Source organism: Aeromonas sp. QDB20, assembly GCF_027707805.1.
Classification (GTDB): domain Bacteria; phylum Pseudomonadota; class Gammaproteobacteria; order Enterobacterales; family Aeromonadaceae; genus Aeromonas; species Aeromonas dhakensis.
This window is the reverse complement of the sequence record NZ_JAPCJC010000012.1, coordinates 86,638-107,935: the sequence shown is the minus strand read 5'-3', so window position 1 is coordinate 107,935 and position 21,298 is coordinate 86,638. Positions and strand designations below refer to the sequence as shown.

Below are 21,298 nucleotides of genomic sequence, written 5' to 3'. Positions count from 1 at the left end.
TTATGGATCGGCCCCGGCCGGTATTACCTTTGGGAGTTTGGTAATGGCGATAGCCTCCAGTGCCTACAAGAAAGCCCTCGAGGGCAGCCAGCAACGCAAAGAAGTGCTGGTCAAGATAGACAGGGTAAGCAAGCAGTTCGATGAAACGCTGGCGGTCGACAACGTGTCCCTCAACATCCACAAGGGCGAGATTTTCGCCCTGCTGGGCGGGTCCGGCTCCGGCAAGTCGACCCTGCTGCGGATGCTGGCGGGGTTCGAGCGCCCCACCGAGGGGCGGCTGTTCCTCGACGGCGTCGACATCACCGACATGCCGCCCTATGAGCGTCCCATCAACATGATGTTTCAGTCCTACGCCCTGTTCCCCCATATGACGGTGGCGCAGAACATCGCCTTCGGTCTCAAGCAGGACAACCTGCCCAAGGCGGAGATCGACGCCAGGGTAGAGGAGATGCTCAAGCTGGTGCAGATGACCCAGTATGCCCGCCGCAAGCCCCATCAGCTCTCCGGTGGCCAGCGTCAGCGGGTGGCGCTGGCGCGCTCGCTAGCCAAGCGGCCCAAGCTGCTGTTGCTGGATGAGCCCATGGGGGCGCTCGACAAGAAGCTGCGTTCCCAGATGCAGCTGGAGCTGGTCGAGATCATCGAACGGGTCGGGGTTACCTGCGTCATGGTGACCCACGATCAGGAAGAAGCCATGACCATGGCCGAGCGGATCGCCATCATGCACCTGGGCTGCATCGAGCAGATCGGCAGCCCGATGGATATCTACGAAACCCCGGCCAGCCGGCTGGTGTGCGAGTTCATCGGCAACGTCAACCTGTTTGACGGCCTGCTGGTGGAGGATGAGCAGGACCACGCCACCATCGCCTGCGCCGATCTGGAGCAGCCCATCTACGTGGGCCATGGCATCAGCTCCCGCGCCGAGAACAAGAAGGTGACCTACGCCCTGCGGCCGGAAAAGCTGCTGATGAGCCTGCAAAAGCCGGTGGAGATCGAGCATCCGGACTTCAACTGGACCAAGGGCGAGGTCTACGACATCGCCTATCTGGGCGGTCATTCGGTTTACTACATCCAGTTGCCCTCGGGCAAAATCGTTCAGGCTTTCATCGCCAACGCCGAACGCCACGGCAAGCGGCCGACCTGGGATGACCAGGTGTTCCTCTACTGGGAAGATGACAGCGGCGTGGTGCTGCAATCATGATGGCATTGAAACGACTGAAGTCGTTGGGGGGGCGGCAGCTGGTGATCGGCATCCCGTTCTTCTGGTTGTTCCTGTTCTTCCTGCTGCCCTTCATCATCGTCGTGAAGATCAGCTTCGCCGAAGCGGACGTGGCGATCCCGCCCTACACCGACGTGGTGAGCTGGGCGGACAATCAGCTCACCATACTGCTCAACATGGGCAACTACCTGCTGCTGCGAGAGGATGAGCTCTACATTGCGGCCTATCTCGGCTCCCTCAAGATGGCCCTGGTCAGCACCATTCTCTGCCTGCTGATCGGTTATCCCATGGCCTACTCCATTGCGCGGGCCAACAAGGAGACCCAGACCGTACTGCTGCTGCTCATCATGATGCCGACCTGGACCGCGATCCTGATCCGGGTCTACGCCTGGATGGGCATTCTCAGCAACAACGGCCTGCTCAACAGCCTGCTGATGGGCATCGGCCTCATCGACGAGCCGCTGCAGATCCTCAATACCAACCTGGCGGTCTACATCGGCATCGTTTACTCCTACCTGCCGTTCATGGTGCTGCCGCTCTACGCCAACCTGGTCAAGCATGACCAGAGCCTGCTGGAGGCGGCCTCCGATCTGGGGGCCCGCAACCTGACCCGGTTCTGGCGGATCACGGTACCGCTCTCCAAGAACGGCATCATCGCCGGCTGCATGCTGGTGTTCATTCCGGTGGTGGGCGAGTTCGTCATTCCGGAGCTGCTGGGCGGCCCCGAGACCCTGATGATAGGTAAAGTGCTGTGGCAGGAGTTCTTCAACAACCGCGACTGGCCGGTGGCCTCCGCGCTGGCGGTGGTGATGCTGGCGGTGCTGATCATCCCCATCATCCTGTTCAACCGTAACCAGGCCAAAGAGCTGGAGGGCAAGGCATGATGAGACGTTTCGGTTTTGCCAAGCTGATGCTGTGGCTGGGGCTGCTGTTCATCTACCTGCCCATGATCATCATGGTGATCTACTCCTTCAACGCCTCCAAGCTGGTGACGGTATGGGGGGGCTGGTCGCTGAAGTGGTACTTCGGCCTGCTCGACAACAAGCAGTTGATCAGCTCCGTGTTGCGCTCGCTGGAGATTGCCTTCTACACCGCCATCTCGGCGGTGGCGCTGGGGACGGTGGCGGCCTTCGTGTTGACCCGGATCCCGCACTTCCGCGGTCGGACCCTGTTCGGCGGCATGGTGACGGCGCCGCTGGTGATGCCCGAGGTGATCACCGGTCTCTCCTTGCTGCTGCTGTTCGTGGCCATGGCCCAGCTGGTGGGCTGGCCTGCCGAGCGGGGCATGGTGACCATCTGGATAGCCCACACCACCTTCTGTACCGCCTATGTGGCGATCGTGGTGTCGGCGCGGCTGCGGGAGCTGGATCTCTCCATCGAGGAGGCGGCCATGGATCTGGGGGCCAAACCCTGGAAGGTGTTCTTCCTGATCACCATTCCGATGATCGCCCCCTCGCTGGCAGCGGGCGGCATGATGTCGTTTGCCCTGTCGCTGGATGATCTGGTGCTGGCGAGCTTCGTCTCCGGCCCGGGTTCGACCACCCTGCCGATGGAGGTCTTCTCGGCGGTGCGGCTTGGGGTTAAGCCCGAGATCAACGCGGTGGCCAGCCTGATCCTGCTGTCGGTATCGCTGTTCACCTTCGGCAGCTGGTATCTGATGGCCAAGGCTGAGAAACGCCGCCGTGCCGAGATCGCCATGACCACACAGATGCAGGCAGTCGCCTGACCCCTCACATGATAAGATCCGCATTCTCTCGTCAATCCGGAGGATGAGAATGCGGATCTCCATCTTTAGCGGCCAGGGTGCCGAACTGGTTCCCGGTCTTGTCAGTGCCATCCACAAACAAGCCACCACCATACCGCTCTGGTGCGGCGTCAGCGGTCTCGCGGGCGACGAACAGTGCGACCAGCGCCACCATGGCGGCCCGGATCGGGCGCTGCACTACTATCCCGCCGATCACTACCCCTGGTGGCACAACTGGCAGACGGCGCTGGGCCTAGCGGCCCCGCGTACCCCCTGGCAGCCCGCCGCCTTTGGCGAGAACCTCTCCGGGGTCGGGTTGACCGAGGCGCAGGCCTGCATCGGCGATGTCTATCGGCTCGGCGAGGCGCTGATCCAGATAAGCCAGCCCAGATCGCCTTGTTTCAAGCTCAACCAGCGTTTCGGCTATGGCCAGATGTCGCAGGTGATGCAGCTCAGTGGCCGCTGCGGCTGGTTGCTGCGGGTGCTGGAGGAGGGGATGGTGATGCCGCAGGAGCGACTGGAGCTGGTGGACAGACCCTACCCTGAGCTCACGGTGAAGCGTACCGCCGATATCCTGTTCAATCAGCTACGCAACGAGGCGGACCTGCTGTTGCTGCTGGAAAATCCGGCCCTCTCGCCCAACTGGCGCAAGCATGCGGCGGACTGGCTGGAGCACGGCACGATTGCGGATTGGCAACGCCGGTTGCTGGGGCCTGAGTCGCTTCGTCTGCCCTGAGGCTGGGTTAGCGAAATGTCACCGTCCGGCTGCATTTCGGTAAAACGGCGGGGGGAGTGCTGAATAGTTGAGCGAACAGCACTTTTTTTCCTTTTTAATGCAAAAAAGGCTTGTGTCGGGTCGGGGCTTTCGGTAAATTCCCGTCCCGCAGACATCGGTGTGTAGCGCAGCTTGGTAGCGCACTTCGTTCGGGACGAAGGGGTCGGAGGTTCGAATCCTCTCACACCGACCACATTAGAAAAGGCCGCTCAATAGAGCGGCCTTTTTGCATTTGGCTTTCGCCTAAGCAGAGGCTGGCTCCAACGCTGGCAGTCGTACGATGGTATGCGATGCCTCGCAGCCTCGCAGCCTCGCAGCCTCGCCTATCTCGTTTGCAGGATTGCCCTGTGTCAGACAATAAAAGGGCCACCGCTCGGTGGCCCAGGGTGGAGTCTGATCCTGACTCCGGCACTCTAGATTGTGGCAATCTCTCGTTGGGTTCTGTCTATGGTGCCCTCCTTGCGCGCCAGGCGCCTGTTAGATATGCCAGTGCTGATGCCGCAATGCCTTGAAGCTGTGTTGAGGTTGCAAGGCCGCGTGCTTGGGGTACTCACTAATGAAATGTTCTATTCCCTCCATCAGTTGTTCGCGTAATGAAGACACGGGCTCATGCCAGGCTTGCAGGCACAGATGGCCAGGGATCAGCTGCTCCTGATAATCTTCCAGCAGCTGTTCTGGCCAGGGCTCAATACCGGAATTGCGTTGCAGCAAATAGTGGGCGGCGGGTTCACGGGCATAGATGAACTGAATCTGGGCCAGATCGCGTTGGCTTAGCGTTTGACTGTTGATGTGACAGGTCAGGTATTTTCCCGTCTTCAGATCCAAGAAGTGACCGCGTTGCCGACAGGCTATGATGCGATACCAGGGCAGGGGCGAACAGAGAGAGTATCCCTCAAGCTCCTGTTCCAGCCAGTGGCGACACTCGGGTGTCTGCACCTCGTCGAGCATGGACTCGAGCTGCCTCAACAAGGCTCTGGATGGTTTGGTGGCCAGTTTCGCACTCATCGCCTGCAATCCTCCCTCTGCACACAATCCCGACTTTCAGTATGAACCCCGTGGCGGCAGAGGGGGTAAGGTTTCTAATGATTAAAATCAGATTAGCAGCGCTGTTTTTATGCAATGAGCGGGTTCAGCCCACCAGATAGGTGCCGGTACCGAAGGCGATATGGGTGCCTTCTTCGTTGTGCAGTTCCATCCGGGCAACGGCCACCTTGCTGCCGGCCCGGATGATGTGGGCAGTGGCGATGAACTCGTTGCCGCGCCCCGGCCGCAGATAGTCCACCCGCAGATCGATGGTGCCGAGGCGGGAGAAGCGCTCCTTGAGATAGCTGGGGGAGAAGTCTTCCAGCTCGTCGATGCAGGAGGCGGCGACTATCATGCCGCCGGCCACGTCGAGCAGGCTGGCGGTTACGCCACCGTGCAGGATGTTGTGGAAGGGATTGCCAATCAGCTTCTCCTCCATCTTGATGCGCAGCTCCACCTTGTCGAAGTCGTAGTGGGTGACCTGCATGCCGATCAGCTTGTTGAAGGGCATCCTCTCGGCGAACAGGTTGGCAATGCCACTGAGCGCCATCTTCTTGAGCATCTGTTTCATTCCTTGAGTCCAATCCCTGTCGGCATAGCCGAGTAAAAACTCCAGCCAGTCTGCAACACTTCCATAACAGTCGCAATGGCAGGTTTATTGTGGGCGGCGGCTGCTTTAGAATGGCGACCCCAAAGGAGAGCCCATGACCGTCATTGCCGAAACCCTGCCTGACCCTCAGCCAGAGAACCCCCTTGCCCTGTTGCAGGCGGTGTTCGGCTATCAGCAGTTTCGGCCGGGTCAGCTCGAGATCATCGAGCAGATAGTGGCGGGGCGCGATGCGCTGGTGCTCAAACCCACCGGCGGCGGCAAGTCGCTCTGCTACCAGATCCCGGCGCTGCTGCGGCCCGGGCTCGGGGTGGTCGTTTCTCCCCTCATTTCGCTGATGAAGGATCAGGTGGACAGCCTGCGCGCCAACGGCGTGGCGGCGGTCTATATCAACTCGGCCCTGAGCCGGGAGGAGATGATCCAGAACTTTGCCGCCATGCGGCGCGGCGAGATAAAAATCGTCTACGTCTCTCCCGAACGCCTGCTGCAGCACGAATTCATGGACCGGCTGGCGGAGCTGCCGCTCGGCCTGTTCGCCATCGACGAGGCGCACTGCGTCTCCCAGTGGGGACACGATTTTCGGCCGGAGTATGCGGCGCTGGGCCGGCTCAAGCAGTGGTTCCCCCAGGTGCCCGTGGTGGCGCTCACCGCCACCGCCGATGAGGCGACCCGCAGCGACATACTGCACCGGCTGGAATTGCAGGATCCCTTTATCCACACCGCCAGCTTCGACCGACCCAATATTCGCTACAGCCTGGTGGAGAAGTTCAAGGCGGCCGAGCAGCTGCTGCGCTATGTGCAGAGCCAGAAGGGCAACTGCGGTATCGTCTACTGCTCCAGCCGCAACCGGGTGGAGGAGGTGGCCGAGCGGCTCTCCCGCCACGGCTGCAAGGCAGCTCCCTATCATGCCGGACTGCCCCTCGAGCTGCGCCAGCAGACCCAGGAGGCCTTCCTCAAGGATGACATCGAGATAGTGGTGGCGACGGTGGCGTTCGGTATGGGGATCGACAAGCCCAACGTGCGCTTCGTGGTGCACTACGACATCCCGAAGAACATCGAATCCTACTATCAGGAGACCGGCCGTGCCGGCCGCGACGGCACCCCGGCCGAGGCGCTGCTGCTCTACGATCCTGCCGACATCGGGCGGGTGCGCCGGCTGCTCGACAACATCGAAAACCCCCAGCAGTTGCAGGTGGAGCAGTACAAGCTCAACGTGATGGCGGCCTTCGCCGAGGCGCAGACCTGCCGCCGTCAGGTGCTGCTCAACTACTTCGGCGAATACAACGACAAGCCGTGCGGCAACTGCGACATCTGCCTCGATCCGCCCAAGAGCTATGACGGCACCGAAGACGCCCAGAAGGCGCTCTCCTGCGTCTGGCGGGTGGGTCAGAACTTCGGGGTAGGTTATGTGGTGGAGGTGCTGCGAGGCTCGCTCAATCAGCGCATCAAGGATCACGGCCACGACAAGCTCTCGACTTACGGCATCGGCAAGGATCAGAGCCACGAGTACTGGATGAGCGTCATCCGCCAGCTGATCCACAAAGGGTTGCTGACCCAGAACATCACCCGCAACCTGGTGCTGCAGCTGACCGAGGCTGCCCGCCCCGTGCTGCGCGGCGAGGTGAAGCTGGAATTGGCGGTACCCCGCCTGCAGCCCATCTCCAGCCGCAAGGAGAAGCGCAACGGCCTGCTCGACAACGCCAATTACGACAAGCGGCTGTTCAAGGAGCTGCGGGCGCTGCGCAAGCAGATCGCCGAGGATGAAGAGGTGCCGCCCTACGTGGTGTTCAACGATGCCACCCTGGTGGAGATGGCGCAGCTCATGCCAATGACGGAAGACGAGATGCTGGCGATCAACGGCGTCGGTCACCGCAAGCTGGAACGCTTCGGCGAAGCCTTTATGGACCTGGTCATCGACTACTGCCGCCGGTAGGGGAGATTCGCAAGGCGTTATCGGCCGCGGCGGACTCAGGCCCGTGCGGTACATCAGGGGAGTGGCGCCCGTTGGCCGGACGCCGTGAATTATTTCAAGCTGGCGTAATAGGCTGCCAGGTTCTCCATGTCTGCCTCGGTGAGCGGCGCCATGAAGGGCACCATCAAAGGTTCCTTGCGGCTGCCATCCTTGAAAGCCTTCAGCTGTTTCACCAGATAGGGGGCGTTCTGTCCTGCCAGATGGGGATAATTGGGGATCAGAGCCCTGCCTTCGGCCCCATGACAGGCGGCGCATACGGCGGCCTTGGCCTTGCCAGCCTCGACATCGGCCGCCTGGGCCGGCCCCCACAACAACAGCAACAGGGGCAGGGCGCCCAACCATCTTTGCATCTTCTTCTCCTTGAAATGAAATAGCGTATCGCCCGTTAGCCACTGCTGGCCGACGGCGGTATAAAGAGTGACACGAGCATACGCAGGGACGAACCGCACCACCATGAAGCTGATCAACACTTTTGCCACCGAACTGCCCTGGGCCTGTGAGCCCGTCGCCCCCCAACCACTGCATGCCCCCGGCCTGCTGCACCTCAACCGTGCGCTGCTCGGCGAGCTGGGGCTGGGGACGGTGAGCGAGGCCGACTGGCTGGCCTGCTGTGGCCATGGCCAGCCCTTGCCTGGCATGCAGCCGGTGGCCCAGGTCTATGCGGGCCACCAATTCGGCGGCTACAGCCCGCGTCTCGGCGATGGCCGTGCCCTGCTGCTGGGTGAGCAGCAGGCACCGGATGGCAGCCGCTGGGACCTGCACCTGAAAGGGGCGGGCAAGACCCCTTTCTCCCGGTTCGGCGATGGCCGCGCTGTGCTGCGATCCGGCATTCGCGAGTATCTGGCCTCCGAGGCGCTGCATGCCCTCGGCATCCCCACCACCCGGGCACTGGTGCTGGTGGGCAGCCAGGAGCCGGTCTACCGCGAACAGGTGGAGACGGGCGCGACCGTACTGCGCACCGCCCCGAGTCATCTGCGCTTCGGTCACTTCGAGTATTTCGCCTGGAGTGGGCAGGGGGAGAAGATCCCGGCCCTTATCGACTATGCGCTGCGTCATCATTTCCAGGAGCTTGCGAACGGGGCCGAGCTGTTTGCCGAGGTGGTGCGCCGCACCGCGCGGCTCATCGCCAAGTGGCAGGCGGCAGGTTTCTGCCACGGGGTGATGAACACCGACAACATGTCGCTGCTCGGGCTGACCCTGGATTACGGCCCCTACGGCTTCATCGATGCCTATGTGCCGGACTTTGTCTGCAACCACTCGGATCCGGGCGGTCGCTATGCGCTGGATCAGCAGCCGGCGGTCGGCTACTGGAACCTGCAGAAGCTGGCCCAGGCGCTGGCCGGCTACGTCGACGGCGACGCGCTGGCGTCGGCCCTGGCCCAGTACGAACACCAGTTGATGCTGCACTATTCCGAGCTGATGCGGGCCAAGCTGGGGCTGGCGGTGTGGGAAGACGACGATCCGGCGCTGTTTCGCGAGCTGTTCAGGCTGCTGGCGGCACACGGGGTGGATTACCACCTGTTCCTGCGTCGGCTGGGGGCGCTGACCGCTCAGGGCGACTGGCCCGCCAACCTGCTGGCTCTGCTGCCGGAGCCTGCCGCCTGGCAAGGGTGGCTTGAGGCCTATCGGGCGCGACTCGCCCGGGAGGGAAGCGAGGATGTTGTGCGCAAGGGGCAGATGGATGCGGTCAATCCCAAGTATGTGCTGCGCAACGCGCTGGCCCAGCGGGTGATTGAGGCTGCCGAGCAGGGTGATATGGCGCCGTTCGAGCGGCTGTTTGCGGCCCTGCAGCATCCCTATGATGAACAACCCGAATACGAGGATCTCGCTACTCCGCAACCAGCATGGTATTGCGGTGGCGAGCTCTCTTGCAGCAGTTGAGGAGCAGCCGATGAACTGGCGGATCACGCAGATAGACAGGGAGGCCGGGGTGGTGATGCTGACCTGTCCGGCGCTCGACTGGGACAGTTTTCCAACCCTGGCCGATGCCCTGTTGCAGGAGTGGGAGCTGGTGGCGCTCGAGCGTGAGTGTGGCGCCGATCGTCACAGCTGGCTGCTGGAGTTCGAGGGGAGCCGCTTTCGGCTCGAGTACGAACACTACAGCGGCTGCTGGCTGGCGGCGGAGCAGCTTGCCGATGCCGAGGTGTTGCTCTGGCTGGCCCGCCAGCATCAGGGCTGAGCAGGCGCCGCAGCCTCAACCCACCGCATAAAGATTGAACTATCAATTTGGGGGCGTATAATCTCGCCCCTCAATTATCGCCAATGGTGGCGGTATGGGTTCCCTAACCCCATTAACCAAAAAGGTCACAATATGAATCTGACCCCTGCTCAGCACCAGACGGCGCTGGTGCGCCTCTCGTTGTTCCACATCCTGATCATTGCCAGCAGCAACTATCTGGTGCAGCTGCCGATCACCATTTTCGGCTTCCATACCACCTGGGGCGCCTTCAGCTTCCCGTTCATCTTTCTGGCCACCGATCTGACGGTGCGGATCTTCGGTGCCGGTCTGGCGCGCAAGATCATCCAGACCGTGATGTTGCCGGCGCTGGCCATCTCCTATGCGCTGTCGGTGCTGTTCTTCGAAGGCAGCTTCCAGGGCGTTGGCAATCTGGCCGAGTTCAACTTGTTCGTGGCACGCATCGCCCTGGCCAGCTTTATGGCCTATCTGGTGGGCCAGTTCATGGACGTGGTGGTGTTCAACCGGCTGCGGCTGCTGAAAGCCTGGTGGGTGGCGCCGGCGGCCTCCACCCTGTTCGGCAATCTGGTGGACACCATCACCTTCTTCACCATCGCCTTCTGGCGCAGCACGGATCCCTTCATGGCCGAGCACTGGGTCGAGATCGCAACCGTGGACTACGTGTTCAAGCTGCTGATAAGCCTGGGATTGTTTGTGCCGCTCTACGGCGTGCTGCTGCGTTATCTCAGCCACAAGCTGGTGGGCGAGGCCGGTTTGAGCGGCCTGCAAACGGCCACACGGCAAGCCTGATGACATTGACCACCCCTCGAGGTGGTCAATTTTTTTGCATTTATGGCAAATAAGGGTTGCTTAGTTAAATGAGAATGATTATTGTTACCTTGTTTTCCGGGAAAGACTTCATTCGTTCCAACGTGATGGACTTCTTGTGAAGGCACGACATTGCTCACATTGCTTCCAGTTAAGGGGCCAGTTTTTACTGGCCCTCTTTTTTTGTCCGCGTCCGGCAGCACGTGGGCATAAAAAATGGGAGCCTTGGCTCCCATGTTCACTCTGTTCTGCTTACTCGATGTCGAGCGCATCGGGGGAGAGGATCACCCCTGTGGTATCGGCGTAGAGATGGTCGTCCGGCAGGAAGGTGACGCCGCCGAAGTTGACCGGCAGATCGGTCTCGCCTACGTCCTTGCTGTCGGCCCCCACCGGAATGGCCGCCAGCGCCTGAATGCCGATATCCAGATCTTCCAGAATGTCGACCTCGCGCACGCAGCCGTAGCAGACGATCCCTTCCCACTCGTTCTCTGCCGCCGTGGTGGCGATCTCGCTGTCGATCAGGGCACGGCGCATGGAGCCGCCGCCATCGATCAGCAGTACCCGACCAACGCCGTTCTCTTTGACGAGTTCACGGATCAGGCCGTTCGATTCGAAGCATTTGACTGTGGTGATGACGCCGCCGAAGGAGGCGCGGCCGCCGAAGGAGCAGAGCATGGGTTCGAGCACATCCACCATGTCCTGATAGATGTCGCACAGTTCTGAAGTGTTGTATTCCATTGTGTCAAATCCACCGCTGGAAACAGGTGGGATCCAGTATAAGGAGTGGGACTGGCATTTCAATGAATATTCCTTGAACAACAACAGGGATAACGTTTTCTGCATAAGCTCAATGCATGCCACCCCATGTTTGTGAGAGGTTCATCGTGCTCATCCGTCATAAATTGATCCTGAATACCGCGCTGGTCGCCGTGGCCATGCTGGTATTGAGCAGCCTGTTTTTCTACTCCAACCAGGTGAGTCGCCATCTGACCGAGGCCCAGCGCAATGTGGACAGCCTCGAGATCGCCATGCTCAACCTGCGACGAGCGGAGAAGGACTTCCTGATCCGCAAGGATCCGACCTTCGTTGCCCGCTTCAATGAAGTGCTGGCTGACTTTCACCGGCTCAACCAGACCCTGAGCCAGGAGGACAACCTGAGTGCCGTGCAGGGCGAGCTGACCATGCTGGATCAGCAGATGGAGGCCTATGGCAAGGCCTTCAACGAGCTGGTGGTCCAGCAGCAGAAGATCGGGCTGGGGCCGGAAGATGGACTCTATGGTCGCCTGCGGACGGCGGTGCACGAGGTGGAGGAGGGGCTCAAGCAGCTGGATGAGCAGGGGCTGCTCATCACCATGCTGCAGCTGCGGCGGGCGGAGAAAGACTTCATGCTGCGCTCCGACATCCAGTATCTGGAGCGCTTCCAGACCCTGCACAAGGATTTCCAGCAGCGGCTGGCAACTTTGCCGGAGGCTGAACGCGGCAAGCTGGAGCAGGCCAGCGAGCAGTACAAGCAGGACTTCATCGCCCTGGTGCAGGGAATGCAGGTGCTGGGGCTGAATGAGGGGGAAGGGCTGCGCAGCCAGATGCGGGATCTGGTACACCAGACCGAGCAAGGGTTCGCCGCGGTCGACAAGCACATCGCCGACGAGCTGGTACGGCAGACCTCGCGCCTCAACACCCTGATGCTGGTCTGTGGCGGCGTCATCATAGTGCTGATGGGTATCATGAGCATGCTGCTGGGCCGCAGCATCGATCGCCCCATCTCGCGGGTGAACGACACCGTCAACCGCATCCGGCAGGACAATGACCTGCGCCTCAAGATCGAGCTGCAGGGGGCGGACGAGATGGCGCAACTGGCGAGCAACCTGGACGTCATGCTGGGAGGTTTTCGCCACCTCATCGGCGACGTGAAGCAGAGTGTGCACACCCTGACCGAGGCGGCGGATCACCTCTCCGGCAACGTCCGCCGCACCAGCGAGGGGGCAGCCCGCCAACTGCAGGAGACCGACATGGTGGCGACCGCTTCCACCGAGATGGGCTCCACCATAGAGGAGATCGCCCGCAACACCGAGCAGGCTGCCAACAATGCCCAGACCACCAACAACAAGGCGATGGAGGGGCGCAGTGCGGTGGAGAACACCGTCAGCCAGATCCGCTCCCTGGCCGACAACCTGGAAAACTCCTCCCGCGAAGTGGCCCAGCTGCAGCAGGAGAGTGAAACCATCGGCTCTGTGCTGGACGTGATCCGCGGCATTGCCGAGCAGACCAACCTGCTGGCCCTCAACGCGGCCATCGAGGCGGCGCGGGCGGGGGATCAGGGCCGCGGCTTTGCGGTGGTGGCGGACGAGGTGCGCAGCCTCGCCATCCGCACCCAGAAGTCGACCCAGGAGATCGCCGGCATCATCAGCTCGCTGCAGAAGCAGACCGGCAACATAGTGGGCATGATGGCGACCTGCCGCGAGCAGGGCAACAGCAGCTCGGAGCAGGCCAGTATGGCGGGCGAACTGCTGGAGCAGATCACCCAGGACGTCACCCACATCATGGACATGAGCACCCAGATTGCCGCCGCCATCGAGCAGCAGAGTCTGGTGGCCAACGAGGTGAACCGCAACGTCAACAACATCCGTGACATCGCCCAGGAGTCGAGCCTGATGGCGGAGGAGAACGCCAAATCGAGTCACGGCCTGACCGAACAGGCCAAGTTGCTCAACCAGGCGGTGGCCAAATACCGGGTATAGCGGCCGCACAGAATGAACAAGGGAGCCATGAAGGCTCCCTTTTTGTTGCAGACTGGATTAAAGCAGGAACAGGGTGGCCAGCCCCAGGAAGATGAAGAAGCCGCCGGTGTCGGTGATGGCGGTGATCATCACGCTGGCGCCCACCGCCGGGTCGCGGCCCAGCCGGCTCATGGTCATGGGGATGATGACCCCCATCAGCGCAGCCACCAGCAGGTTGAGCATCATGGCCAGCGTCATCACGGCGCCCAGCGCCGCATCCTGATAGAGGATGTAGGTGGCGACCCCCATGGTGCCGCCCCACACCAGGCCGTTGATCAGGGCTACCCCCAGCTCGCGCCACAGCAGGAAGGAGACGTTGCCGGTCTGGATGTGCTGCAGCGCCAGCGCCCGCACTATCATGGTGATGGTCTGGTTGCCGGTGTTGCCGCCGATGCCGGCGACGATGGGCATCAGGGCCGCCAGCGCCACCAGCTGGGAGATGGTGTGCTCGAACAGGCCGATCACCCGCGATGCCACGAAGGCGGTGCAGAGGTTGATGGCGAGCCAGGCCCAGCGGGTCTTGACCGCCTTGGAGACGGGCGCGAACACGTCCTCCTCCTCGCTGATCCCCCCCATCCGGCGCAGGTCGGTGTCGCTCTCCTCATAGACCAGATCCACCACCTCGGCGACGGTGAGGCGGCCCATCAGCCTGCCCCTGGCATCCACCACGGCGGCGGAGACCAGGTCGTCCCGTTCGAAGGTTCGGGCGGCGGCCTCATCGTTGTCTTCCGGATCGAAGGTGACCGGATCCTTCTCCATCACGTCGCTCACCCGGGTCTCGGGTCTGTGCAGCAACACGGTCGTGAGCGGCAGTTCTCCCTGCAGCCGGTTGCGACGGTCGATGACGAACAACTTGTCGGTGTTGTCGGGGATCTGGCCGCGCAGGCGCAGGTAGCGTTGCACGGTGGCCAGGGTCACATCCGGACGCACAGTCACCAGGTCGAAGTCCATCATGGCGCCAACCGTGTGCTTGCCGTAGCGGATTACCTCCCGCACCCGATCCCTGTCCATGGGAGCCATGGAGGTGAGCAGCCGCCCCATCAGGTTGCGGGGCAGGTACTGGCCCAGATAGATCTGATCGTCGATGTCGAGGGTGCTCAGGGCATGCAGCAGCTCCTTGTCGCTCATGCCGCTGATGAGGCTGTCCCATACCGTCTCCGAGGCCTCCACCAGGATCTGGCCGTGCTTGTCCGCATCCACCTGTTGCCACAGTACGTGGCGCTCGTCCGGCGGCAGGGACTCCAGCGCATCGGCGATATCGGCGGCGGGTAGGCTGTTGACCAGTCGGGTGAGCTCGCTGGTCTGGTTCCGCAGTTCGGCGTCCTGCTCCCCTTGCGGGTCGAGCAGGCTGTCGGTGAGGGCGTCGTCGGCGAGCAGCAGGGTGAGGATGCGGGCTCTGTCCTGTTCACGCTGCTTGGCGTTGTTCTTGGCGGGGAGAGACATGAAACTGAATTCCTGAATTCTGTGGTCCGGCTGACACACCCCATAGGATACCAGACTCAAAACAAGAGGTTATGACAGTAAATGCAGGAAAAGAAACGCCACCCCAGGGTGGCGTTTGCATATGAGGTGATATCAGGCCGAAGCCAGCGCCATCTCCGTGGCAGCCCCTTGCCCGAACCAGGCGAGCTGATCGGCCAGGGTCACCACCGAGCCCACCATGATAAGGGCCGGACTCTCGACACCCACAGCCAGCTCGGGCAACTGGTCCAGGGTGCCGCGAATGACCCGCTGGCTCGGCTGGGTGCCACGCTCGATGAGCGCCACCGGGGTGTCGCCCCCCTTGCCGTGGGCCAGCAGCTGCTCGCGGATTACCCCGCAGGATGAAAGCCCCATATAGAACACCAGCGTTTGCCGATCTTTGGCCAGCAACGGCCAGTCGAGATCCTGGGCACCCCCCTTGCCGTGGGCGGTGACGAAGCGCACGCTCTGGGCGTGATCCCGGTGGGTCAGGGGAATGCCGGCGTAGGCGGCGCAGCCGCTGGCTGCCGTGATCCCCGGCACCACCTGAAAGCCAATGCCCGTACCAACGAGCGTCTCCAGCTCCTCGCCGCCACGGCCGAAGATAAAGGGGTCGCCCCCCTTCAGCCGCACTACCCGCTGCCCCTTCTTCGCCTCGTCCAGCAAGAGCTGGTTGATCCCCTCCTGGGGCACGCAGTGGTTGCCTGCCTGTTTGCCGACGAAGATGCGTTTGGCATCCCGGCGCACCAGCGCCATCACCTCGTCGGAGACCAGGCGGTCATAGACCACCACATCCGCCTGCTGCATCTGGCGCAGGGCGTGCAGGGTGAGCAGACCCGGATCCCCGGGGCCGGCACCGACCAGCACCACCTCGCCGTGAGCCTTGCTCTCCTCGGCAAACAGGGTATCGGCCAGCTGGTGGGCAGAGGCGCTATCCCCCCGAGCCAGCGCCTGACCGAGGCGATCGGCCCCGAGCAGTCGCTCCCAGAATCGGCGCCGCTCCCCCATGGTGGCAAAGCGCGCCTTGACCCGATCCCGCAGGCTGCCGGCAAAGGTCGCCACGGCGCCCAGGTGCTGGGGCAGCATGGCTTCGAGTTTCTCCCGCAGCAGCCGGGCCAGCACCGGCGCCTTGCCGCCGGAGGAGATGGCCACCATCAGGGGCGAGCGATCGATGATGGATGGCATGATGAAGCTGGATCGCTTGGGGTCATCCACCACGTTGGCGAAGATCCGCGCCTGATTGGCGCTCTGGTAGACCAGGGCGTTCACCTCGCGCCGATCGGTGGCGGCCACCACCAGCCACTTGCCCGTCAGGTGCGCCGGCGCAAACTCGCCGGCCAGCCACTCGATGCTCCCGTTGGCAGCCAGCTCCGCCAGCTCGGGGTCGAGCTCGGGGGCGACCACGGTGAGGTGGGCACCGGCATCCAGCAGCAGGCGCGCCTTGCGCTCCGCTACCTCGCCGCCGCCGACCAGCAGCACGGGTTTGTTGTCGAGTCGGCAAAAAATGGGCAAGTAGTCCATGGGGCCTCCTGATCAGGCGGTTCGGGTCTGGCTGGCGGTGTTGGTGGCGTCGGTCACCGCGACAGGGCGTTCAGCCTTGGGGGTGGCATACCAGTAGCCCAGACCCATGAAGAGGACGCCGGAGACGGTGTTGCCCAGGGTCACCCACAGCAGGTTGTGGCCGATACCGCCCAGGGTGTAGGCCTCGGAGTGGGCGCCGAACCAGGAGAGGGCGAACAGAGTCATGTTGGCGATGGAGTGCTCGTAGCCGGAGGCGATGAAGGCCAGCAGGCACCACCAGATGGCGATGAAGCGGGCGGCTCCTTCGGTGCGCAGCGCCATCCAGATGGCGAGGCAGACCAGCCAGTTGCAGAGGATCCCTTTCATGAACAGGGTCAGGGCCGGTGCCTGGGTCTTGGCCAGCGCCACCTTGTGGGCCAGACTGCCCGCATCCGGCAGCAGGCTGCCGCCGTAGGAGTAGATGAGCGCCACGACGATGGAGCCGAGCAGGTTGCCCGCCCAGGTCTGCGGCAGGATGCGCAGCAGGTCACCCATGGTGATCTTGCCCGTCTTCACCCCGAAGGTGAGGAACATGGTGTGGCCGGTGTAGAGCTCGGAGCCGGCGATGATGACCAGGGTCAGGGCGATGCCGAAGGTGGCCCCCATTACCAGCGGACGGACGGTGGGATCCACCAGGTTGCCGAGGGTGAAGATGAGGATGATGCCCAGGCCCACATAGGCCCCCGCCATGGCGGAGCTGAGCCAGAAGCCGAGCTTGTCGCTGCGCTCGAAGCGGTTGATGCGGGCCGCGTTGGCGGCGCACTTGTTGATGGTGTCTGTATACATCGTTGTTTCCTTCAAGAGGGCCGCCCGTGGGCAGCCCTGATATGCATGGTGTTAGACGGCGACCCAGACCTGCTGGTCGCGCACTTCAACGGAATAGCTCTGCACCGACATGGCCGGGTTATCGAAGCAGTGGCCATCGCTCAGGCGAAAGCGCTGCTTCTTGAGGGGGCTGGCCACCCAGAGCTCGCCGTCGTGTTCGCAGAGGATGCCCCGCGACAGCACGTTGGCGGCGAAGAAGGGATCCCGGTTGTCGATGGCGAACACCTCGGCGGCCGCGTTCGGGCGGAACAGGGCGATCTGGCGCCCTTCCAGCAGGGCGCAGACACCGGTGCCCGGCAGGATGTCGTTGAGTTGGCAGGCAAGTTTCATCGCTTAATCTCCACCTCGAGTTGGATGGACTGGCTATCTAGCAGGGCGCAAACGTCCATGCAGCCCGGCAGGATGTCGTTGAGTTGGCAGGCTAATTTCATCATTTGGTCTCCACCTCGATCTGGTAGACGGGGATGCGCTCGGCCGGGGTCGCCGGTCGGTGCTGGTCACGCTCGGCGACGAACTGGACGTCCGGATCGCGCTTGTCGCTGTTGATGAAATGGCTGAAGCGCTGCAACGCCTGCTCTTCGTTGAGGGTGCGCGACCATTCGCACTCGTAACTGTCGATGAGGGTCTGGATATCGCGCTCCAGGGTCTCGGCCAGCCCCAGCTTGTCGTCGACGATCACCTCGCGCAGGTAGTCGACGCCTCCTTCCAGATTGCCGAGCCAGACCGAGGTGCGCTGCAGTTTGTCGGCGCTGGTGACGTAAAACATCATGAAACGGTCGATCAGCTTGATCAGGGTCTCGCGGTCGAGGTCAGACGCCAGCAGGTCGGCGTGGCGCGGCTTCATGCCGCCGTTGCCGCCCACGTAGAGGTTCCAGCCCGCGTCGGTGGCGATGATGCCGACGTCCTTGCCCTGGGCTTCCGCACACTCACGGGTACAGCCGGAGACACCGAACTTCATCTTGTGCGGGGTGCGAATACCCTTGTAGCGGTTCTCGAGGAAGACCCCGAGGCCGACGCTGTCCTGCACGCCGAAGCGGCACCAGGTGCTGCCGACGCAGGTCTTGGCCATGCGCAGCGCCTTGGCGTAGGCCTGACCGGTCTCGAAGCCCGCTGCCAGCAGCTTGCGCCAGATGGCGGGCAGATCATCCTTCTGGGCCCCGAACAGGCCGATGCGCTGGGCGCCGGTGATCTTGGTGTAGAGCTTGTAGTCGCGGGCCACTTCGGCCACTGCCAGCAGGCCTTCCGGGGTCACCTCGCCGCCGGCCATGCGCGGGATGACGGAGTAGGTACCGTCCTTTTGCATGTTGCCGAGGAAGATGTCATTGGTATCCTGCAGCGGGGTGTTGAGCGGGCTCAGCACGTAGTCGTTCCAGCAGGAGGCGAGGATGGAGCCGACGGTCGGTTTGCACACCTCGCAGCCATGACCCTGGCCATGCTTGGCCAGCAGCTCGTCGAAGCTCTTGATCCCCTCCACCTTGACCAGGTGGAACAGCTCCTGACGGGAGTGGGGGAAGTGGGCGCAGAGGTGGTTGTTGACCTCGATGCCCTGTTTCACCAGCTCGGCGTTGAGCACCTGGCTGATGAGGGGCACGCAGCCGCCGCAGCCGGTACCGGCCTTGGTGTGCTGCTTGATGGCGGCGAGGGTGGTGTGGCCCTCGGCGACGGCCTGGGCGATGTCGCCCTTGGAGACGTCGAAGCAGGAGCAGATCTGGGCGCTTTCCGGCAGGGCATCCACCCCCAGGGTCGGCTTGGCACCGGCATAGGCGGGCAGGATCAGGGTGTCCGGGTGGCTCGGCAGGGGCAGAGCGTTGAGCATCATCTGCAGCAGGTTGCCGTAATCCTCCACGTCACCCACCAGCACGGCGCCGAGCAATCGGCTGTTGTCTTCGCTCACCACGATTTTCTTGTAGACGCCGGCCTGGTCATCCTGGAACACATAGCTGTGGCTGCCCGGGGTGCGGCCGTGGGCATCGCCGATGGAGCCGACGGAGACGCCGAGCAGCTTGAGCTTGGCGCTCATGTCAGCCCCTTCGAAGCAGCTGTCGCCGCCCAGCAGGTGGTCGACGGTGATCTGGGCCATCTTGTAGCCCGGGGCCACCAGGCCGAAGAAGCGGCCCTGCCAGGAGGCGCACTCGCCGATGGCATAGATGTCGGGGTCGGAGGTGAGGCAGTGATCGTCGATGACGATGCCGCCGCGCTCGGCGATGGCCAAATCGCCGTAGCGACCGAGGGTGTCTTGCGGGCGGATGCCGGTGGAGAAGACCACCACGTCCACTTCAAGCTGGCTGCCGTCGGCGAAGGCTAGGCGGTGTTTCGCCTGTTCGCCGCCATGCATCAGGATCTCGCTGGTGCTCTTGCTGGTGTGCACCTGCACGCCCATGGATTCGATCTTGCGGCGCAGCAGCTGGCCGCCCTGGCCGTCGAGCTGCTCGGCCATCAGTACAGGGGCAAACTCCACCACGTGGGTCTCGAGACCCAGCGCCTTGAGGGCACCGGCGGCTTCGAGGCCAAGCAGGCCGCCCCCGATCACCACCCCGCTCTTGCCACTCTTGGCGGCGCTGCGGATGGCCTTCAGATCCTCGATGGTGCGATAGACGAAGCACTCGTGGTGCTGACTGCCCTGAATGGGCGGCACCCAGGGGTAGGAGCCGGTGGCCAGCACCAGCTTGTCGTAACCGACCACAGTGCCCTTGTTGGAGTGCACTTCGCGGTTGGCCCTGTCGATTTTTTTCACCGCTTCACCAAGCAGCAACCGAATGCCGTGCTTGTCGTAGAAACCGGGTTTGACGAGGGAGAGATCTTCGCTGGTGTGGTGGGAGAAGTAGGAGGAGAGATGGACGCGATCGTAGGCGGGACGGGGTTCTGCACCGAAGACGGTGATCTCGTAGCGGCCCGGGTCGGCCCGCTCGATCAGCTCTTCGATGAAGCGGTGCCCCACCATGCCGTTGCCCACAACGACCAGTCTGACTTTGCTCATGATTGCCTCTAGTTTGGAGTAATAAAACATCATTCTGAGGCTAGGCTACCCAGTCAGCAGGGGCGGGCGATTGATGCAAATCAAGTGTCTATTTATATATCCCCTCAGGGGTAATTCCTGATAATTCAAAGCTATACATAAATAGGTATACCAGTGGTGCAATTGGTTATGGCGTGGGGATCGGAGCCACCGCTGCAGGGGCTGCCTGGCTGACCCTGCAAAGAAATGCCCGTACCGTCAAAAAGCGTGAAAAATTCCTTCATGGGATGGCGGCAGCCATGGGTTGCCAGCAGAACCGGGGGGCGTCAGGGAAGGGGGCGGTAAGGCTCCTGGGCGCAGATATCGCGGATGAGGGTGCGCAGCCAGCGGTGGGCCGGGTCGGCATCCAGCCTGGGGTGCCAGAGCAGGGCGACCCGGATCGCTGGCAGCGCGAAGGGCAGGGGACGAACTACCAGCTCCCCCAGCAGGGCGGCGCAGTGACGCTCAGGCACAGTGGCCACCAGATCGCTGCCGCGCACCAGCGCCAGCGCGGTGGCAAAGCCGGGCACCAGGGTGGCGACGGTGCGCGAGAGCCCCTGCTTGGCCAGCGTCTCATCGACCGGGCTGTGGGGTTGGTCGCGGCGGGATACCAGCACGTGGCGCGCCCCGGCGTAGCGGCTGGCGGTGAGTAGGCCGTCGCACAGTGGATGACCGGGGCGCATTACGGCGACGAAGTGGTCCTGAAACAGGGCCTGGGTACGCAGCTCGGGCGCCGTGGTGGCGCTGATGACCCCGGTCTCGAAATCCAGCTCGCCGCTGCGCAAGGGGCCGCTCTCCTTGTCCGGCTTGGCCAGAAAGTGGAGCCGTACTCCGGGCGCCTCGGTGGCGAGCCGGCTCAGCAGGGCGGCGCCGAACAGTTCCACCAGCCCCTCGCTGGCGCGCAGGGTGAAGGTGCGCTCCAGCCGCGCCGGGTCGACCTCCTGTCGGGGGCTCAGCATGCTCTCTGCTTCCTGCACCAGCCGGCCGACCTGCTCGCGCAGCAACTGGGCTCGAGGGGTCGGCACCAGGCCGCGGCCGGCCCGTACCAGCAGCGGGTCGCCGGTGGTCTCCCGCAATCTTGCCAGGGCCCGGCTCATGGCAGAGGGGCTCAAGCCCAGTCGTCTGGCGGCGCCCGCCACGCTACCTTCGTCCAGCAGGGCATCCAGGGTGATCAGCAGGTTGAGGTCGGGAGTGCTCATGTGCATGCCTTCATCGGAGTGGGAGCAGAGGGGCCAGCTTCATCATACCCGAGAACGGGTACCCTCATATGGCGTCCGCTGCATTGATAAGCTGCAACTGGTGCGTCTTCCGCCTGCTCACCGGCCCCACTAGCCTTGTC

General features: G+C 62.9%; 19 protein-coding genes and 1 tRNA gene. 10 read left to right on the top strand and 10 right to left on the bottom strand.

Translation table 11 applies throughout. The features are described 5' to 3' along the window. Positions 1–43 precede the first annotated feature (43 nt). From potA to PG897_RS15015, 5 genes are all read left to right on the top strand, one after another. Complete coding sequence (gene potA, locus PG897_RS15035) at positions 44–1,198, top strand: polyamine ABC transporter ATP-binding protein (RefSeq protein WP_005306611.1); 1,155 nt, start codon at positions 44–46, stop codon at positions 1,196–1,198. Continuing rightward, positions 1,195–2,100, top strand: a complete 906-nt coding sequence (locus PG897_RS15030; RefSeq protein WP_010635771.1) for an ABC transporter permease subunit — start codon at positions 1,195–1,197, stop codon at positions 2,098–2,100. Before potA ends, PG897_RS15030 begins: the two co-directional genes overlap by 4 nt. Beyond that, the gene (locus tag PG897_RS15025) at positions 2,097–2,942 is read left to right on the top strand and encodes an ABC transporter permease subunit (protein ID WP_010635772.1); all 846 of its coding nucleotides are present in this window, start codon (positions 2,097–2,099) and stop codon (positions 2,940–2,942) included. The genes PG897_RS15030 and PG897_RS15025 overlap by 4 nt, the downstream gene beginning before the upstream one ends. A 49-nt stretch (positions 2,943–2,991) precedes the next feature. Further along, positions 2,992–3,696, top strand: coding sequence for an MOSC domain-containing protein (locus PG897_RS15020; RefSeq protein ID WP_043170586.1), 705 nt, complete (start codon positions 2,992–2,994; stop codon positions 3,694–3,696). Between the two features lie 155 nt (positions 3,697–3,851). After that, a tRNA-Pro gene (locus PG897_RS15015) sits at positions 3,852–3,928 on the top strand. Between the two features lie 284 nt (positions 3,929–4,212). On the opposite strand, the gene PG897_RS15010 is transcribed toward PG897_RS15015, so the two are convergent. Next, positions 4,213–4,740 carry an AbiTii domain-containing protein gene (locus PG897_RS15010; RefSeq protein ID WP_005306599.1) on the bottom strand — a complete coding sequence of 176 codons (528 nt, stop codon included), beginning with the start codon at positions 4,738–4,740 and terminating at the stop codon, positions 4,213–4,215. Positions 4,741–4,864: 124 nt separating this feature from the next. Next, on the bottom strand, positions 4,865–5,329 hold the full coding sequence (locus PG897_RS15005) for a thioesterase family protein (RefSeq protein WP_029306122.1): 465 nt from the start codon (positions 5,327–5,329) through the stop codon (positions 4,865–4,867). 133 nt (positions 5,330–5,462) lie between these two features. Between PG897_RS15005 and recQ the strand changes: the two genes are divergently transcribed. Further along, positions 5,463–7,298, top strand: coding sequence for an ATP-dependent DNA helicase RecQ (gene recQ / locus PG897_RS15000; protein WP_043170587.1), 1,836 nt, complete (start codon positions 5,463–5,465; stop codon positions 7,296–7,298). Positions 7,299–7,387: 89 nt separating this feature from the next. Here recQ and PG897_RS14995 read toward each other — a convergent pair whose 3' ends face one another. Then, a complete protein-coding gene (locus tag PG897_RS14995; protein ID WP_017787071.1) occupies positions 7,388–7,687 on the bottom strand; it encodes a c-type cytochrome in 300 nt (99 codons plus the stop codon). 103 nt (positions 7,688–7,790) lie between these two features. On the opposite strand from PG897_RS14995, the gene PG897_RS14990 reads away from it, so the two are divergent. The 3 genes from PG897_RS14990 to PG897_RS14980 all read left to right on the top strand — a co-directional run bounded on the left by PG897_RS14990 (position 7,791) and on the right by PG897_RS14980 (position 10,323). Beyond that, entirely contained in the window at positions 7,791–9,218 is a 1,428-nt protein-coding gene (locus tag PG897_RS14990) for a protein adenylyltransferase SelO (protein WP_043170588.1), read from the top strand. Between the two features lie 10 nt (positions 9,219–9,228). Then, positions 9,229–9,516, top strand: a complete 288-nt coding sequence (locus PG897_RS14985; RefSeq protein ID WP_043170589.1) for a DUF3630 family protein — start codon at positions 9,229–9,231, stop codon at positions 9,514–9,516. 132 nt (positions 9,517–9,648) lie between these two features. After that, positions 9,649–10,323 carry a 7-cyano-7-deazaguanine/7-aminomethyl-7-deazaguanine transporter gene (locus tag PG897_RS14980; protein WP_043170590.1) on the top strand — a complete coding sequence of 225 codons (675 nt, stop codon included), beginning with the start codon at positions 9,649–9,651 and terminating at the stop codon, positions 10,321–10,323. Positions 10,324–10,593: 270 nt separating this feature from the next. Here PG897_RS14980 and rraA read toward each other — a convergent pair whose 3' ends face one another. Then, positions 10,594–11,079 carry a ribonuclease E activity regulator RraA gene (gene rraA / locus PG897_RS14975; RefSeq protein WP_005306574.1) on the bottom strand — a complete coding sequence of 162 codons (486 nt, stop codon included), beginning with the start codon at positions 11,077–11,079 and terminating at the stop codon, positions 10,594–10,596. A gap of 146 nt (positions 11,080–11,225) precedes the next feature. Between rraA and PG897_RS14970 the strand changes: the two genes are divergently transcribed. Beyond that, the gene (locus PG897_RS14970) at positions 11,226–13,079 is read left to right on the top strand and encodes a methyl-accepting chemotaxis protein (protein ID WP_026139115.1); all 1,854 of its coding nucleotides are present in this window, start codon (positions 11,226–11,228) and stop codon (positions 13,077–13,079) included. Between the two features lie 57 nt (positions 13,080–13,136). Here PG897_RS14970 and mgtE read toward each other — a convergent pair whose 3' ends face one another. From mgtE to PG897_RS14940, 6 genes are all read right to left on the bottom strand, one after another. Next, on the bottom strand, positions 13,137–14,561 hold the full coding sequence (gene mgtE / locus PG897_RS14965; protein WP_043170591.1) for a magnesium transporter: 1,425 nt from the start codon (positions 14,559–14,561) through the stop codon (positions 13,137–13,139). 132 nt (positions 14,562–14,693) lie between these two features. Next, the gene (gene cysG / locus PG897_RS14960; RefSeq protein WP_043170592.1) at positions 14,694–16,100 is read right to left on the bottom strand and encodes a siroheme synthase CysG; all 1,407 of its coding nucleotides are present in this window, start codon (positions 16,098–16,100) and stop codon (positions 14,694–14,696) included. Between the two features lie 12 nt (positions 16,101–16,112). Then, complete coding sequence (gene nirC, locus PG897_RS14955) at positions 16,113–16,925, bottom strand: nitrite transporter NirC (protein ID WP_043170593.1); 813 nt, start codon at positions 16,923–16,925, stop codon at positions 16,113–16,115. A gap of 51 nt (positions 16,926–16,976) precedes the next feature. Further along, on the bottom strand, positions 16,977–17,294 hold the full coding sequence (gene nirD, locus PG897_RS14950; protein WP_043170594.1) for a nitrite reductase small subunit NirD: 318 nt from the start codon (positions 17,292–17,294) through the stop codon (positions 16,977–16,979). Positions 17,295–17,394: 100 nt separating this feature from the next. After that, the gene (gene nirB / locus PG897_RS14945) at positions 17,395–19,941 is read right to left on the bottom strand and encodes a nitrite reductase large subunit NirB (protein WP_201881044.1); all 2,547 of its coding nucleotides are present in this window, start codon (positions 19,939–19,941) and stop codon (positions 17,395–17,397) included. Between the two features lie 305 nt (positions 19,942–20,246). Further along, the gene (locus tag PG897_RS14940) at positions 20,247–21,158 is read right to left on the bottom strand and encodes a LysR family transcriptional regulator (RefSeq protein ID WP_201881043.1); all 912 of its coding nucleotides are present in this window, start codon (positions 21,156–21,158) and stop codon (positions 20,247–20,249) included. Positions 21,159–21,298 lie beyond the last annotated feature (140 nt).